This window comes from Bacteroides sp. HF-4919, assembly GCF_018860125.1.
This window is the reverse complement of record NZ_JAHKNF010000003.1, coordinates 1-16,213: the sequence shown is the minus strand read 5'-3', so window position 1 is coordinate 16,213 and position 16,213 is coordinate 1. Positions and strand designations below refer to the sequence as shown.

Genomic DNA, 16,213 nt, shown 5'->3' with positions numbered 1-16,213 from the left:
CTTATTTTATTAGTTCTTAATTACTCTGATACCGTCCGGGGGGATGGTGATACCTACACGGTCTCCATCGTCCCATACGTCGTTCGTATCTACAAATACATTCTCGTCCCAATCCGAAAGCACAGTCAGATGATAGTGGTCGCCTTTATAAAGGATGAACTTCACCTCTCCGGTCAGCGTACCGTCTTCTTCGTTATCCTGAAGAATCACTTTGTCGAAACCGACTTTCACTTTCACTTCGCTGCCGGCATCAATTCCGGTAACAGGAGCACACTCGAAGTTACAACCCAGAAACTCCACATGGGTTTCGTCAATCAGCTTGCCTTCGAAGGTATTGCACACGCGCTCTTTCTTCATTATATGAATATCAAACGGTTTCACCAACAGCCCAACGAGGGCACCGACCTCAAAATGATGATAGTCCTGTACCAGAAATTCATAGCCGTTGCAAAGGACGGTCATTTCATAATGTACCCCCTTGAAGACGGACGACTGCACCACGCCGGCCAGTTGTGCCGCTTCCGAAACCGGAAATATATAAAGATCCTCCGGACGGATCACTACGTCTACGGGCATGTTTTCGCCGAACCCTTCGTCCACACATTCGAACTCGGTATTGCAGAAACGTACCAGTTTGTCGTGTATCATCACACCGTTCAGGATATTACTTTCCCCGATAAAATCGGCCACAAACGAATTGGTAGGTTCATTGTAAATATCAATGGGAGTGCCGATCTGCTGGATTCGTCCTTCGCTCATGACGACAATCGTATCGCTCAGCGTCAATGCTTCCTCCTGATCGTGGGTGACATATACAAAAGTGATCCCTAATGATTTGTGCATCTCCTTCAGTTCCATCTGCATGTCTTTGCGCATCTTCAGGTCGAGAGCTGCCAACGGTTCGTCGAGCAGCAGCACTTCCGGTTCGTTGACTATGGCACGGGCGATAGCCACACGTTGCTGTTGTCCGCCGGACAGCGAATCTACGTCACGGTATTCATAGTCCGTCATCCCCACCATCTTCAAAGCGGCCTTTACCTTCTTCTCAATGGTCTGCTTCGGCATCTTTTTCAGCTTCAGCCCGAAAGCAATATTATCATATACATTCAGATGCGGAAACAAAGCGTACTTCTGAAACACCGTGTTTACCGGACGTTTGTGCGGAGGAGTCTGCGTGATTTCCTTCCCCGATATTTTAATTTCGCCTTCCGAAGCAGTCTGGAAGCCGGCAATAAGGCGTAACAAAGTAGTCTTACCACAACCCGAAGGACCCAGGATAGTGACGAACTCACCTTTTTTTACATTCAGGGTCACATGATCCAGGGCAGTCTTCTCTCCGAAGAATTTAGACACACCGTTCACCTCAATAATGGATTTGCTTTCTTGCATATTCATACTAATTTGGGGTGCAAAGGTACACATTTATCCGATTCGTACATACATGTTAATCTAATATAACAGAGAAATTCTATTCCGAATAAAAAAAACGGCTATCTTTGCATAAATATTTATTCATAAAACATACTAAAGCAATGAAAAAGTTAACTTATCTGGCTGTTGCAGCGGTTGCTCTGGGAGTAGCATCTTGTAATAACAGCAAACCCGGTTATGTGATAACAGGTACTGTGGAAGGCGCTTCCGACGGCGATACCGTATTTATTCAGGAACGTGTAAGCAGACAGTTCAACAAACTGGATACAGCCATCATCGCTAACGGAACATTTACATTCGAAGGCGTACAGGATTCCGCAGTGAACCGTTACATCACTTACTCTAAAAACGGTGACGGAGCATATGTAGATTTCTTCCTCGAAAACGGTAAAATCAACGTAAATCTGTCTAAAGATAATAAGTCGGCAACCGGTACTCCGAACAATGACGCTTATCAGGAGATACGGAACAAGACCAATGTGATCGATCAGAAACAGGCAGCCATCTACCAGGCTATGGGCGACAGCACACTGACCGATGATCAGAAGTTGGCAAAACAAAAAGAATACTCACAGCTGGAAGAGGCATACAGCCAGGCTATCAAAGAAGGTGTACAGAAAAACATCACCAACCCGGTGGGTATCATGTTGTTCAAACAAAGTTTCTATGAAAACTCTACCGAAGAGAATGATGCTTTGCTGAAACAAATACCTGCCAACTATCAGAATGACGAACTGATTATGAAAATCAAAGAAGTTACCGAAAAGCAGAAAGCGACTGCTGCCGGTCAGAAATTTATCGACTTCGAGATGCTGACACCCGACGGAAAACCGGTAAAACTGTCCGACTATGTAGGAAAAGGCAAAGTGGTATTGGTTGACTTCTGGGCAAGTTGGTGTGGTCCTTGCCGCCGCGAAATGCCGAACATCGTAGAGGCTTACGCTAAGTACAAAGGCAAGAACTTCGAAATTGTAGGCGTGTCTCTCGATCAGGATGCCGATAAATGGAAAGATGCCATCAAGAAGCTAAACATCACCTGGCCTCAGATGTCCGACCTGAAAGGCTGGCAGAACGAAGGTGCACAGTTGTATGCCGTAAACAGTATTCCCCACACCATGCTGGTTGATGCTGACGGAACAATTCTTGCACGTGGCCTGCACGGAGAAGCGCTCCAAGCCAAACTGGAAGAAGTATTGAACAAATAGGCTGTATCAGAACTCACCACAGAGGACACAGAGTAACACAGAGGCGATTTTAAGTTATTGATTATTAACAAAAAGGCTCTATACTACTCTGTGTTACTCCGCGGTAAAAAGAGTTTCGACACAGCCTCTTCATTTCACAAATGTCCCGGACAGGGGCTTTCAAAACCAAACCTATTTCAGTGAATCGGCATAGGAACAGAGCTTGACAATCTGATCCACATTCTCAAAATTCACTTTATTCTCTCCAATGTATTTCTCAATTTCCGCACGATGCTTTGAGTAGATTTTGGCAAATTGCTTAAAATTGCGGAACTGTTTCATTTTATCATCTTTCTCCACCCAATAGATATGATGCCGGTTGCCGACAATCATCTTCTCACCTTGCAACTGGTATGATTGTCCATTGCTCATGACAGAACCGTAACTCTGAACTGCCGTTGTTTCCGAACGGGTGCCATAGGCTCCCACAGGGGCTTCCTTACGTGCAGATGCTTTATACTGGACATACACTACCGGTTTTGTCGGCAACATTTCTATTCCGGCTCCGTTGGATTCCGGATAAAACGTACGCTCTCCTATCTTGATCAGCAAAATATCTCCCGGATTGGCAAGTTCCTTCACCTGCTTATCCTGCGGATCTACAAAATAGAACTTGTTGGCTACTATATTGTAGTTCATTTTTGACTTCAATTCACCACCGGCTCTGAGAACCACCTGGGCATCTTCATACTTATCAAACAGGAACGAAGCCGTATCGGCCTGGGCTCTCAACTGCCAGAAACTGCACAGTGCAAAAACAATGAAAATAAAAAACCTTCTCATAATACATCGATATTAAACAATAAAAGGCTGTTTTGACAGTATACACTTCAAAACAGCCTTTCAAATAGTTATGGTAAATCTCTCTTTACTTTACATACCAATCAGACAAACCAACGCACATAACAGAAGTCCTGACGGTGAGGCAGATCCGGATTTTTCGGGAACATACGGTATGATACTTTGAAGCTTCCTGCATTCGACAAGCTGTGTTTAGCCTGGAATGTATACAGATCGCCTTCTTTCTTAACCACGCTGAATGGTTCTACCGAATAAACATGCTGTTTTCCTTCCGGAGTCGTATAAGTTGTAACCAACTCCAGTCCCACTGCATCGTTCAATCCTTTTTCATCAACGACAATGGTAATCGTATACTCCTTGCCGCTTTCGATATCGCCTTGTGCAATGTCTGCTTCTCTATCTCTTGAAACGATCTCGATGGAATCCCACTTGGCGACCACTTCTTCTTTCCATGCTGCAATTTCTTTTGCCTTCGCATTATCATTGGCAGACAATTCTTTGAAGCGCTTGGCTTCCTTGCAGTAGAATTTGCTATAGTAATCGTCGAGTTGACGCTTCATTGTATAGTGAGGAGCAATCTGAGCGATTGAGTTTTTCACACTTCTAATCCAGCCTTCTGAATATCCCTTCTTGTTGCGGGCATAATATAACGGCAGAATTTCTGTTTCAAGAATACTGTAGATGGTAGCCGCATCGAGCTGATCCTGATGTTCCTGATTCTGGTAAGTACGTTTCTCGGTCAATGCCCAACCTGCACCTTCGCGGTAACCTTCAAGCCACCATCCATCGAGCACGGAGAAGTTCAATACACCGTTCATCAAAGCCTTCTCACCCGATGTACCGGATGCTTCAAGCGGACGGGTCGGCGTGTTCAGCCAGATATCAACCCCACTCACCAGACGGCGGGCCAACTGCATATCGTAGTTTTCGAGGAAGATAATCTTGCCCAGGAATTCCGGACGCTGAGAGATCTCAACAATTCTCTTAATCAGCCCCTGACCTGCACCATCGTGCGGGTGGGCTTTACCTGTGAAGAGGAACTGTACCGGATAATCGGGGTTATTAACAATCTTCGACAGACGTTCCAAATCGGTGAACAGCAGGTGAGCACGTTTGTAAGTGGCAAAACGGCGGCCGAAACCAATCAGCAACGCATTCGGATTGATCTTATCCAACAGAGATACAATGCGTGACGGATCTCCCTGGTTCTTCAACCACGTTTCACGGAACTGCTTGCGGATATAATCCACCAGCTTGTTCTTCATAGTTACACGGGTCTTCCAGATTTCTTCATCGGGCACATTATAGATAGCTTCCCAAATCTTCGGATTTGACTGATCATACAGGAAGCTTTCGTTGAAATATTTAGCATAAAGCTGTTTCCATTCGGTAGCACTCCAAGTAGGAAAGTGTACACCGTTGGTCACATAGCCCACATGGCTTTCCTCCGGGAAGTATCCTTTCCAGATAGAAGAGAACATCTCCTGAGAAACCTTTCCATGCAGCCAGCTCACACCGTTCACTTCCTGAGAAGTGTTGCAGGCAAATACCGACATACAGAAACGTTCTCCTTTGTCACCCGGATTGTTACGTCCGAGATCCATCAGATCGTCCCAGCTGATACCCATCTTTGAGGGATAGCCACCCATATACTTGCCAAACAAACCTTCGTCAAAGTAATCGTGACCGGCAGGAACCGGAGTATGAACCGTATATAAAGAAGATGCACGAACCAACTCGATAGCCTGGTCGAAAGTAAGACCGGTAGCTACATAGTCGCAGATACGCTGTACGTTGATCAGGGCAGCGTGTCCTTCGTTACAATGATAAATATCTTTCTTGATGCCCAGTGCTTTCAGTGTCAGCATACCGCCGATACCTAACAGGATCTCCTGTTTCAGACGGTTTTCCCAGTCACCTCCGTAGAGTTGGTGAGTGATAGGACGGTCAAATTCACTGTTCATTTCGTTGTCTGTATCGAGCAGATACAAAGAAATACGTCCTACGTTTACTCTCCATACATTTGCATGTACGTAGTAATCCATATAAGGCACATCCACCACCAACGGTTTTCCGTCTGCATCCGTCACACGGTCGATAGGAAGCTGACCGAAGTTCTGTGCTTCGTAATTGGCAATCTGCTGCCCGTCCATAGACAGCGTTTGTGTAAAGTAACCGTAGCGATACAGGAAACCTACCGCGCAAAGATCTACATTGCTGTCAGAAGCTTCTTTCAGATAGTCGCCGGCCAGTACACCTAAACCGCCGGAATATATTTTAAGAACGTGATTCAAACCATACTCCATGCTAAAGTAGGCTACAGAAGGACGTTTATCGTCTGGCTTCACATCCATGTAGTCTCTGAATTTAGCATATACGTCATTCATACGTTTCAGGATAACCTTATCTTTTGATAAAGCTTCCAATTTTTCGTAACTCATACGTTCAAGCAAAAGTACCGGATTTTGACCAGCTTCTTTCCAAAGGGTCGGATCCAAATCTCTGAACAGTTCAGTAGCTTCATAATTCCATGCCCACCAAATGTTGCGTGCAAGTTCAGATAATTTCTCTAATTCCGCAGGAACACGTGACTTTACAGTTACCTCCTTCCAATTCGGAGTATTCACATTACTTACTTTAATTTTCATAATGTTATTGTTTACTTGTTGATGAATAAATACTTAGTTTAGTTGACGTTTCATTGCATTGCGCAAAGCAATATCATAAGCCTCGTAATAATACTTGATGAAATGCTTCCATAAAGCCTGTTCGGCCACAGCCGCCGCATGCTTGCGGATTTCTTTCACCTCAATTTCCGTTTTACCCGAGAACAGCGCGATCGTATCCTTGATACCGTCGGCAACTTCTGAGTAATTATAGTCCGAACGATGCAGCACCTCTACTCCATTATCAAGGCCGTGCTGATTCTTCAGGCTGTTCACCCAAAGACCGAAGCCTGCCAGGTCAGTCGTAATGGTAGGTACGCGGAAGGCTACACTCTCAAGCGGAGTATATCCCCAAGGTTCGTAATAAGAAGGATAGACACTCAAGTCTTCTCCCAATATCAAGTCATAATATTCTTTATTCAGGATTCCATCCTTTCCATCCAGATAACACGGGACGAAAATCACTTTCACCTTATCTTCCGGACGGTTTCCCATACCCAGATACTTCAACATGTCCAACACCTGATCGTGGGTCATATTATGCAGCCAATGGGTAATGAAAGGCACTTCAAGCGGAGTATCGAACTTCTCTTTGCTCTTCAGGCGGGTCTGCAAGTCCTCGCGGGGCTCTCCTACCCAACCCGGCACATTGACAAATGCCAGTACGTTCTTCTGCAAATCTTTGTCCCGGTTCAAGCGGTTCAGCGATTCCAGAAACACGTCGATTCCTTTGTTCTTAAATTCATAGCGTCCGCTGGTACCGATAATCAACGTATCATCGCCCATATTGGTTCCAAGAAGTTTATTGGCCACGTTCAACATCAGCGAACGGGCACGTTTGCGTTTACCGGTGAAGGCCGTTCCCTGAGGTACGAAATCGTCCTCGAAGCCATTCATCAGCACTACGTCTGCTGCCTTATCCAGTAACTCTTTACACTCGTTATTAGTGATTTCGCTTACTGTCGTAAAGCAGTCGACATGATGTGCGGTCTGCTTCTCAATAGAGTGCTTCGACTGCATATTCAGTTCCTGGGCCATCTGGTCACCATTATAGGCAAACAGATAATCATATAAGGGTTTATCGTTTCCGGCAATGCTCCGGCCGATAGAGGTAGCGTGGGTAGTGAAAATAGTCCCTATTTCGGGTACGGCCAACTGCACATATAGTGCTCCCAAGCCGGTCATCCATTCATGTGCCTGATAAACAACCTTATCATTTTCAGTCAGATTATAACGATAGAAGCTCTCTACCACTTTTCCAGCAGCATACGAGAACATGGATGCTTCGTCATAATCGCCGTAAGCATGCAACGAATCTACCTGAAAATGATTCCACATTTCAGTATAAATTTCATTCTTTTTCTCAAAGAAAGGCTGAAAATCAACCAGGATAACAATGGGTTCACCCGGAATATTCCAACGTCCGACACGGACAGAAAGGTTATCTTTATTGAGGGCATGTTCTTTCCATGCCGCACAGAGGTTGTCAGATTCTATAAACAAAGGGTTTTCTTTTCCTTGCCACACATCCGGCCCTATGAAGAATAATTTGTCACGGAAGTTAGTTTGCAACGTATTTGCCCTTGTGGACAAAACAGTATAAATTCCTCCTACCTTGTTGCACACTTCCCAACTGGCTTCGAAGATATAATCGGGGGTTAATAAATCTTTTACCATATAAATGTTTAAAACTCTTTTTATTACGCAGGTGCAAAAGTACGCATTATTTATTGAAAAATAATACTTTATACAAAAAATATAAGCAAAATAGCACAAACAAGCGTTTACAACGAGGTTTCAGAGCATAAAAAAAGACTTAAGTGTTTTTGGAAAACGCTTAAGTCTTTTCAGAAAACACTTAGACGTTTTGCTGAAAACGCTTAAGTGTTTTTATAAATCATTAGCTTATCATTTATGCCAGCGCACTACCGATAAGGAAGGTAGCTGCCAATGCCACGATAGCATAAAGTTCGGGGAATACAGCAAGAATCAATGTGTTGCTGAATACATTATGGCCTTGTCCGATGGCTGCAATACCATTGGCGCAAACCTGTCCCTGGCGAATAGCGGAAAACAGGGCAACCAGTCCGAGGGCAATACCTGCACCCAATACGGCAGAAGCCTGAATGGCAGTTATCTGCGGAGTAAGGATGCCGAAGATAGTCTGGAACATAAAGTAGCCTGCGAAACCATACAATCCCTGTGTACCCGGAAGAGCTGTCAATACAAGGAAGTTACCGAATGCACTATCGTTCTTCTTCAATGCGCCGATAGCAGCGTTACCTGCGATAGTCACTCCGTAAGCACTTCCGATGCCCGACAAACCAACCATAACCGCGATGCCAATGTAAGCAATAAACAAATTCATTTCCATAATCTTAATTTTATTTTTTAATTTATTATTCTACTATTTTTCTTTTTATTTCTCTATTTTCTGAATGGTTTGTACTCCTTGCCGCCGCCTTCGTAACCGGAATTCTTGAAAAACTCCACGAAAGTCAGACGCATGGGGTGAACCATGGCTCCGAGCACATTCATAAAGATATTGATGGCATGTCCGATAACGAATATCAGCACCATCACAATGGGACCGGCAATCACATTGTCCGGACTCATGCCCACTGCCAGACTGTTGAATACTCCGGCAAGAATTCCTCCTGACAATCCCAGAGCGAATAAACGCACGTATGAAAGAACGTCACCCAACAGCCCCGTTGCCATGTTATAAGAATCCCATAAACCCAGTCCGATATTAAGAAAGATATTCTTTCCGGGACTGTTGAACAGGAAAATCATAATACCGGCAATGCCCATAATGATCAAATGTACGGTACTTCCCATCGGCATCACTTTCGGCAACAGTGCCGAAAAAGCCAACGATAACAGGAGAATGATCCACCCGATCGTCGCAATGGCGTATTTGAAGCCAAACTGGATGGTCTGATTGACAGCCTTCAATACCATACCGAACAGAATCTGCACCGCACCCAAAATCAGTGAGAGCTGGAACATGTCATTATTATCCATAAAGACTGCACTCTTCAGGCGCTGGATGAACGGCCAGGGCAGGTCGTAAATATTGGCACCGAAGAAGGTTCCGGTCAGCAATCCGCAGAAGAAAGTGGAAGTAGCCAGTATCTGAATCAGAGAGATGATCGATTTGGCCGACGGACTCAGTTTCTTTGCCAGCAAACGGTAAGCGGTAGCCCCCACAAACAGAAACAAGCCATATCCGGAATCTCCCAGGCAAAGTCCGAAAAAGATCATAAAGAACGGAGCAAAGAACGGCGTCAAGTCCAGTTCGTTATATTTCGGCAACATGTACAATTTGCAAATCGGCTCAAACCAGGCAAAGAAGCCTTTGTTGTTCAGTTCAATCGGAACATTGTCTTCCGGTGTCGGGTCTGTGATCTCGTAATAAACATGTGCGTCATTCAGATAGGCTTCGATTTCAACCTTACTGACAGCAGGAGCCCATCCTTCAAGCAACATCAATTTATCACCGGCAGTCTGCTCCGTACTTAAAACGACCTTTGAGAATTCTATTTCAGTCTGCACCTGTCTCAAAGCCTCCTTCAGCGAAGGTATGTCGGTTTCAGACAAAGCAACCAACTTCTTTTCATTCTCTTCAAGTGCAATCCCGGTATTGGTGTACTGCATTTCAAGTTGCGCCAATGACTGCGACGGCAGTTTAGCTTGCTCTACATCCAGATCGACTTCTTCTCCGTCTTTGGTCACGGTGACGAAAAAGACCTTTGAAGAAATACGGCAAATAACCATTGCATTATATTCCGCTTCCCATTCTTCTTTGTAGTTACCTTCGGGACAAGTATAGAATCCGACCACATAACCGGCATCTTTCAACCGCTGTATGCCTCCCGGTTCAAAATCTCCCCAGGCTTCCAAGGCATCTTTTTCCTTTCCGCAGATTTGCTGCTGTTGCAACAGTTTACTATGTTCGGTTTGCAGAGCATCTATTTCGTCAAGCACCTGTAGGCCACGTTCAGCACTGCCTCCATGGGTTGCAATGACCGCATCTTTCCCATGTTTCTGGTTCTGTAACAATTTCAATGCGGCGGCAAGACGGGCAGAAAGACGGATGTTATCCTGTAACTCGGCATTCTCAGCCGCTCCCTGCTGTTTCTCCACAATATGAACGACTCCGAGTTCCCGAAGACTGTTCAGAAAAGCTTCGTACTCCTTATGATAAACCAGGAATGTGAGTTTCTTCATTTTTGTAATCATGCCTCTGCCTCCTTCCTTTTTTCTTGCTGTGATTTCAGAATCTTTTGCGACGACTTAGACAAATTCTCCTCATCTTCCATGAAGCGTTTTATCTTACGCAAAGCATCCTGATAACCAGGTATCTGTACCTTCTCAAAAAGATTAACTTTCTGAGTGGTCTTTTTCCTCGCATGTTCTAACAAGCCCAGCTTGGCCAGCGTAAACTCACGCTCTATAGCGGTATGCGCCAACTCCTTAAGCAAATGTATACCATCGGCATACCATTTGGGAGCATTAAACAGGCTGTACGGACGAATCTCGAAATCTACATTCTCGAGTAAAGGCACCCTTACACCGGCTATTTTTTTGATACCAAGATGAACATCATTTACTTTTATCAATGAGGTGTCAAACTCATTCCAAAGTGCGAACATGGCTTCATAAGCCTGGATTTGTTTTTCCAGCCTTTCCTCCAGATCGGCAGCTTCGCTTTTACAGCGCTTCACTTCCATGCGAAGGGCACTCTCCTTATTTTTAATAATCGGGAGGGTACGCACCCGCACTTTCAGTTGCTTCTCGAGCTGCTGAAGGGAGGTTTTGTTATATTGAAACTTTATAGCCATCTCGTTTATTTACTATTTTTTCCAATACTGATCTACCAGTTCCTTCTTGATATTCACTTCTTCCGGACGGAAATATTTGCCGAACAATCCCCATGCCACATCCAGCATTTCTGTCGTATCCAGATTGACGTCGATGGCAAGCAACTGATTGGAGTAGTCCTTGGCAAAAGCTAAAGTACGTTCGTCATAATTGGTCAGGTCAAAACCATTCTCCAACTTCGTCTTGGCGTTAGCGGCATCGGCATACAGACGTACCGCAGCATTCATCACCTGTGGATGGTCCTTACGGGTCTTCTTACCGGTTACCAACTGTTTCAGACGGGACAATGAACGGAACGGATCGACAATAACCTTACCAATATCGCTATCACGACGCAGGAACAACTGTCCTTCGGTGATATAACCGGTGTTATCGGGTACGGCATGCGTGATATCACCGCCGGACAACGTAGTCACGGCAATAATTGTGATGGAACCACCATCGGGAAATTGTACCGCTTTTTCGTAGATTTTAGCGAGGTCCGAATAAAGAGAACCCGGCATAGAGTCTTTCGAAGGAATCTGATCCATACGGTTCGACACGATAGCCAAAGCATCGGCATACGAAGTCATATCGGTCAGCAGAACCAATACTTTCTGATTGTGCTGTACTGCGAAATATTCAGCCGCAGTCAAAGCCATATCCGGTACCAGCAGACGTTCTACCGGAGGGTTCTCCGTGGTATTCACGAAACTGACGATACGGTCGAGCGCACCGGCATTGGAGAATACATTCTTAAAATACAGGTAGTCATCGTTTGTCATACCCATACCTCCCAGAATGATTTTATCTGTTTCGGCACGCAATGCTACGTTCGCCATCACTTGGTTAAACGGTTGGTCCGGATCGGCGAAGAAAGGAATCTTCTGACCGGAAACCAGGGTATTATTCAAGTCGATACCGGCAATACCGGTTGCAATCAGTTCTGAAGGTTGTTTACGGCGTACCGGATTCACAGAAGGACCTCCGATCTCGACTTCCTGTCCTTCAATCTCCGGTCCTCCGTCGATAGGATCACCAAAGGCGTTGAAAAAACGTCCGGCCAGTTGCTCGCTTACCTTCAGCGTAGGCGATTTACCCAGAAATACCACTTCGGCATTGGTCGGGATACCTTCCGTACCCTCAAACACCTGCAAAGTCACTTCGTCACCGGCTATCTTTACAACCTGAGCCAGTTTACCATTCACAGTGGCCAACTCATCATAACCTACCCCTGTAGCTTTCAGCGAGCAGGTAGCTTTGGTAATCTGAGTAATCTTAGTATATATTTTTTGAAATGCTTTTGTAGCCATGTTATTATTTACAATTTAGTTACAATCCACTATTTGACACTTCTCTCGGCAACCAACTCCTTCAATTGCTTCTGGAAACCTTCATATTGTTCCGATTTGAACTTTGAATAGTTCATTTGCTTGCAGATGTTAATCATCTTCTTGAAGTAGTCCATAACCTCATTAAAGTTGTCAAACTCAAATTCCGTATGACAGATGTCTATCACCATGTTCAAGATAGCTTCCTGGCGCTCCATCGGAGTAACGGCGTCAATTTCATCGAATGCATCCTGTTGCAATATAACGAAATCAATCAACTCCGACTTCCAGAAAATGACATGATATTCTACCGGCACACCGTCATCACCCAAGATGTTGATCTGCTCGGCAATTTCCTTACCACGCTGCAAACGCGTTTTGATCTCATTCACTTTACCGATCCATTCGTCATTGATGTGTTCGGCAATGTATGCCTCAAATTCAGGATATTCGATATATTTAGAATAAGAATCGATCGGATTCACAGCCGGATAGCGCTTCTTATCGGCACGATCCTGCTCCAGCGCATAGAAACAACGGGCTACCTTTTTAGTATTTTCAGTCACAGGTTCCTTCAGGTTACCTCCGGCCGGAGATACCGTACCGATAAAGGTAATAGAACCACTCTCACCGTTATTCAGTTTTACATAACCTGCACGACCGTAGAAGTTAGAAATGATTGAGGACAAGTCCATCGGGAATGCATCCGGTCCGGGCAACTCTTCCATACGGTTCGACATCTCACGCAATGCCTGTGCCCAACGGGAAGTAGAGTCTGCCATCAACAGGATCTTCAATCCCATCGCACGATAATATTCGGCAATCGTCATAGCCGTATACACAGAAGCTTCACGGGCCGCTACCGGCATGTTCGAAGTATTGGCAATAATAATGGTACGCTCCATCAGTTTACGTCCCGTATGTGGGTCCACCAGTTCTGGGAACTCAGTAAATATTTCCACAACCTCGTTCGCACGTTCACCGCAGGCGGCAATGATCACAATATCGGCCTCTGCCTGTTTAGAGATAGCATGCTGAAGTACGGTTTTACCTGTACCGAACGGACCGGGAATAAATCCTGTCCCCCCCTCTACTATCGGATTGACAGTGTCAATCACACGTACACCGGTTTCAAGCAATTTAAACGGACGCGGTTTTTCTTTATAATTCGTCATAGCCCTTTTTACCGGCCACTTTTGAATCATATTCACTTCAACGTTGTTTCCCTCTTCGTCTACCAAAACAGCAATTACGTCTTCAATCTTATAATCGCCTTCAGGTACAATCGATTTCACCGTGCAAACACCTTTCTGCGTGAAAGGTACCATGATCTTCAATGGCTGGAAGTTTTCATCCACCTGTCCTAACCAGGCAGATGCTTCCACTTTATCCCCTACATTGACAAGGGGAACAAAATGCCATACACTTTCTTTATCCAACGGATAGGTATATTGTCCTCTCTTCAGGAATACGCCATCCATCTTATCAAGGTCGTTTTGCAGACCATCGTAATTCTTCGATAACATACCGGGACCTAAGGTCACCTCAAGCATGTGTCCGGTAAATTCGGCTTCGGCTCCCACTTTCAATCCACGAGTGCTTTCGAACACCTGAACATATACATGTGTACCTACGACCTTAATCACCTCCGCCATTAATTTATCGCCACCGGTTGAGATATAACAAATCTCATTTTGAGCTACCGGTCCATCAACGACGAGGGTCACCATGTTGGCAATAACGCCACTAACAGTTCCTTTTGTTGCCATATATTTTTTTAATTTATTTATCCGAGTTTGGCAGGATTACCTGAATTCTGCGGGAATCTGCACTTCATTCTTCAGTGACTCTATGATACTGCGGAACAGTTGATTTCCTCTTTCCTTATCCAAAGAGATCCAACGTTCAATCATTTCCAGTTCCAATAAGAAAGCAAAAATACGTTCGATGGTAAAATAGTTAAAGAAAATAGCTTCCTCCATCCAGTTCCACCGTAAAGCATCCAACTTCTTCTCGCGTTCTACCAGTTCTGTTATTTCACTGATTTTCACTAACTGATCCAGAAAATCCACTTCACCGGAAAGTCCGAAATCACGGGCTCCGGAAGTTCGCAAAGCCTCACATATTTCCGTATCACCCACTATATTGCGGGCAACATCCCACTTATACTTCCGAGCGGTCAATGCCACAAGGATATTGTTAATTGTAAGATTGAATTCGAACCAGGAAGCCACAAACTTATTTCCGCATTTCATTGCATAATCATAATAAAGTGCAGCCAGATGATCTTCCAGTAAAACAGCATTGTCTGCCGGAGTATTGAAATAGTCGGAAATGAAAGTAGCAAGATATGCAGGAAATTCTTTAGTACTGATTTCTCCTCCTTCTTTAAGAACAGAGATATATTCAGCAAGTTCCTCCGCGGAGAAATTTCCCCGGGTATCAATGGCGGCTTCCTTATCTTTCAGAAGCTTCAGTACATTGGCATTATCAAACTTCAAATAAAACAGATCAATTAATTTTTGATCTGAAGCTGACAAGCCCGTGTAAATTTCCGTTTTAAAATCAGCTACTGTATAGCTCAGCTTACTGTCCTCAAGTGTGAGTTCCGGCAAACCGGCTACCAAGTAATAATATTTACTCATAACGCATCCCTTTAGAATAACATTTCTACCAACTGAGGACGCAGGAATGCTTTAAAGTAATTCATAAATTCCTCTTCTCCGAAATTCACTTTATATGAACCGTCTGCAGGAGATACAGAAAACAATGCCTTAATACCATTCACTTGTTCTATGGTAACACCTTTGTCTAACAATGCTTTAGCATTGGCCGCAAAATACTTTCTCAAAGATTCCGCATCAGAAGTTGAGATGATAATCGGCTCGTCTACGCTCCATTTGGAAGCCAGAGCTACGATAAAAGCACTCAGAAAATCTTTATTCTGTGCAAACTCCTTTACCGGTGCGGTCACAATTTTATCAGTTACCATAGTGGCTATTTCTGATTTCAACGCATTTACTGCCTGACCGGCAAACAGTTTCAACTCTGATTTGGTATTCTCTGTCAGTTCATCGGCAGATTTACGAGAGGTGGCAATAATTGATTCAGCTTCTTTATGGGCATCTTCAACGATTTTTTTAGCTTCTTCCTGAGCATTCGCAATAAGACGGCGGGCTTCTTCATTACCTTTTTCGACGCCTTCGCGATAAATCTTATCGGTCAACTCTTGAATTTTGTTTTCCATATTCACGGACTATTTAGAAGTTTATATTATAATATCTAAGTGTTTCTCATCAGATTCTCGCCAAAAGTACAAAATTCAATCTGATAAAAAAAGAGAAAAGAGGAAGAAAACTGTTCGTAATCGCGAAAAGAAGCGTCCAAAAGTAAAGGTTATGACGATCCCGACACATTTATCTTCCCGTTTCATCTTTTCAGATGATGGCAAAGATAAACAGTCTGATAATACATCAAACATTGAATTATGATAAAACCGGAAAAATGAAGATTGAGTCAGGAGTATATGGGATGAAGCCGATAAAAAGATTATCAGGGGATATTGCTTATACCCAAAAACAAGTCATCCCCTCGTGTCTTCTGACCCGAGGGGATGAACTCTCTGAAAAAAACGGCGACTACCTACTCTCCCACTGTTACGCAGTACCATCGGCGTGATCAGGCTTAACTTCTCTGTTCGGAATGGGAAGAGGTGGAACCCTGATGCTATAGTCACCTGAATAAGGTAGACATAATGTACAAAAGTAAACTTAGCTGTCTATTATCTAAATAGTAAAGCTAAACGGATATATAAACCATAAAGGACAATAAAAGAAAGTCATCGGGCAATTAGTAACGCTCGGCTGTGATGTTA

12 protein-coding genes and 1 rRNA gene are annotated in these 16,213 nt (G+C 44.2%); 1 reads left to right on the top strand and 12 read right to left on the bottom strand.

From position 1 onward, the window contains the following. Positions 1-9: 9 nt before the first annotated feature. Positions 10-1,395 (bottom strand): polyamine ABC transporter ATP-binding protein, encoded by a 1,386-nt coding sequence (gene potA / locus KO473_RS06155; RefSeq protein WP_005778457.1) that lies wholly within the window; start codon positions 1,393-1,395, stop codon positions 10-12. Between the two features lie 137 nt (positions 1,396-1,532). On the opposite strand from potA, the gene KO473_RS06150 reads away from it, so the two are divergent. Then, positions 1,533-2,636: a TlpA disulfide reductase family protein gene (locus KO473_RS06150; RefSeq protein WP_005778459.1), complete on the top strand. Its 1,104-nt coding sequence runs from the start codon at positions 1,533-1,535 to the stop codon at positions 2,634-2,636. A 171-nt stretch (positions 2,637-2,807) separates the two neighbouring features. Here the strand turns inward: KO473_RS06150 and KO473_RS06145 are convergent, their stop codons facing one another. The 11 genes from KO473_RS06145 to rrf form a co-directional block, all read right to left on the bottom strand. After that, entirely contained in the window at positions 2,808-3,458 is a 651-nt protein-coding gene (locus KO473_RS06145; RefSeq protein WP_022011607.1) for a hypothetical protein, read from the bottom strand. Between the two features lie 101 nt (positions 3,459-3,559). Continuing rightward, a complete protein-coding gene (locus KO473_RS06140) occupies positions 3,560-6,124 on the bottom strand; it encodes a glycosyltransferase family 1 protein (protein ID WP_005806753.1) in 2,565 nt (854 codons plus the stop codon). A gap of 33 nt (positions 6,125-6,157) precedes the next feature. After that, positions 6,158-7,819 (bottom strand): glycosyltransferase, encoded by a 1,662-nt coding sequence (locus KO473_RS06135; protein ID WP_005778464.1) that lies wholly within the window; start codon positions 7,817-7,819, stop codon positions 6,158-6,160. Positions 7,820-8,054: 235 nt separating this feature from the next. Next, positions 8,055-8,516, bottom strand: a complete 462-nt coding sequence (locus KO473_RS06130; RefSeq protein ID WP_002562679.1) for a V-type ATP synthase subunit K — start codon at positions 8,514-8,516, stop codon at positions 8,055-8,057. A gap of 53 nt (positions 8,517-8,569) precedes the next feature. After that, positions 8,570-10,387, bottom strand: coding sequence for a V-type ATP synthase subunit I (locus tag KO473_RS06125; protein WP_122130422.1), 1,818 nt, complete (start codon positions 10,385-10,387; stop codon positions 8,570-8,572). Next, positions 10,384-10,989 (bottom strand): V-type ATP synthase subunit D, encoded by a 606-nt coding sequence (locus KO473_RS06120; protein WP_005778470.1) that lies wholly within the window; start codon positions 10,987-10,989, stop codon positions 10,384-10,386. The genes KO473_RS06125 and KO473_RS06120 overlap by 4 nt, the downstream gene beginning before the upstream one ends. 12 nt (positions 10,990-11,001) lie before the next feature. Further along, positions 11,002-12,321: a V-type ATP synthase subunit B gene (locus KO473_RS06115; RefSeq protein ID WP_005778472.1), complete on the bottom strand. Its 1,320-nt coding sequence runs from the start codon at positions 12,319-12,321 to the stop codon at positions 11,002-11,004. A gap of 29 nt (positions 12,322-12,350) precedes the next feature. Continuing rightward, entirely contained in the window at positions 12,351-14,108 is a 1,758-nt protein-coding gene (locus KO473_RS06110) for a V-type ATP synthase subunit A (protein WP_005778474.1), read from the bottom strand. Positions 14,109-14,144: 36 nt separating this feature from the next. Next, a complete protein-coding gene (locus KO473_RS06105; protein WP_005778475.1) occupies positions 14,145-14,984 on the bottom strand; it encodes a DUF2764 domain-containing protein in 840 nt (279 codons plus the stop codon). 11 nt (positions 14,985-14,995) lie between these two features. Next, positions 14,996-15,586: a V-type ATP synthase subunit E family protein gene (locus KO473_RS06100; RefSeq protein WP_005778476.1), complete on the bottom strand. Its 591-nt coding sequence runs from the start codon at positions 15,584-15,586 to the stop codon at positions 14,996-14,998. A 382-nt stretch (positions 15,587-15,968) separates the two neighbouring features. After that, positions 15,969-16,079, bottom strand: a 5S ribosomal RNA gene (gene rrf, locus KO473_RS06095). Positions 16,080-16,213 lie beyond the last annotated feature (134 nt).

Coding starts and splice junctions, on each gene's coding strand:
- potA (WP_005778457.1), bottom strand. CDS start 1,395: ATGAATATGCAAGAAAGCAAATCCATTATTGAGGTGAACGGTGTGTCT.
- KO473_RS06150 (WP_005778459.1), top strand. CDS start 1,533: ATGAAAAAGTTAACTTATCTGGCTGTTGCAGCGGTTGCTCTGGGAGTA.
- KO473_RS06145 (WP_022011607.1), bottom strand. CDS start 3,458: ATGAGAAGGTTTTTTATTTTCATTGTTTTTGCACTGTGCAGTTTCTGG.
- KO473_RS06140 (WP_005806753.1), bottom strand. CDS start 6,124: ATGAAAATTAAAGTAAGTAATGTGAATACTCCGAATTGGAAGGAGGTA.
- KO473_RS06135 (WP_005778464.1), bottom strand. CDS start 7,819: ATGGTAAAAGATTTATTAACCCCCGATTATATCTTCGAAGCCAGTTGG.
- KO473_RS06130 (WP_002562679.1), bottom strand. CDS start 8,516: ATGGAAATGAATTTGTTTATTGCTTACATTGGCATCGCGGTTATGGTT.
- KO473_RS06125 (WP_122130422.1), bottom strand. CDS start 10,387: ATGATTACAAAAATGAAGAAACTCACATTCCTGGTTTATCATAAGGAG.
- KO473_RS06120 (WP_005778470.1), bottom strand. CDS start 10,989: ATGGCTATAAAGTTTCAATATAACAAAACCTCCCTTCAGCAGCTCGAG.
- KO473_RS06115 (WP_005778472.1), bottom strand. CDS start 12,321: ATGGCTACAAAAGCATTTCAAAAAATATATACTAAGATTACTCAGATT.
- KO473_RS06110 (WP_005778474.1), bottom strand. CDS start 14,108: ATGGCAACAAAAGGAACTGTTAGTGGCGTTATTGCCAACATGGTGACC.
- KO473_RS06105 (WP_005778475.1), bottom strand. CDS start 14,984: ATGAGTAAATATTATTACTTGGTAGCCGGTTTGCCGGAACTCACACTT.
- KO473_RS06100 (WP_005778476.1), bottom strand. CDS start 15,586: ATGGAAAACAAAATTCAAGAGTTGACCGATAAGATTTATCGCGAAGGC.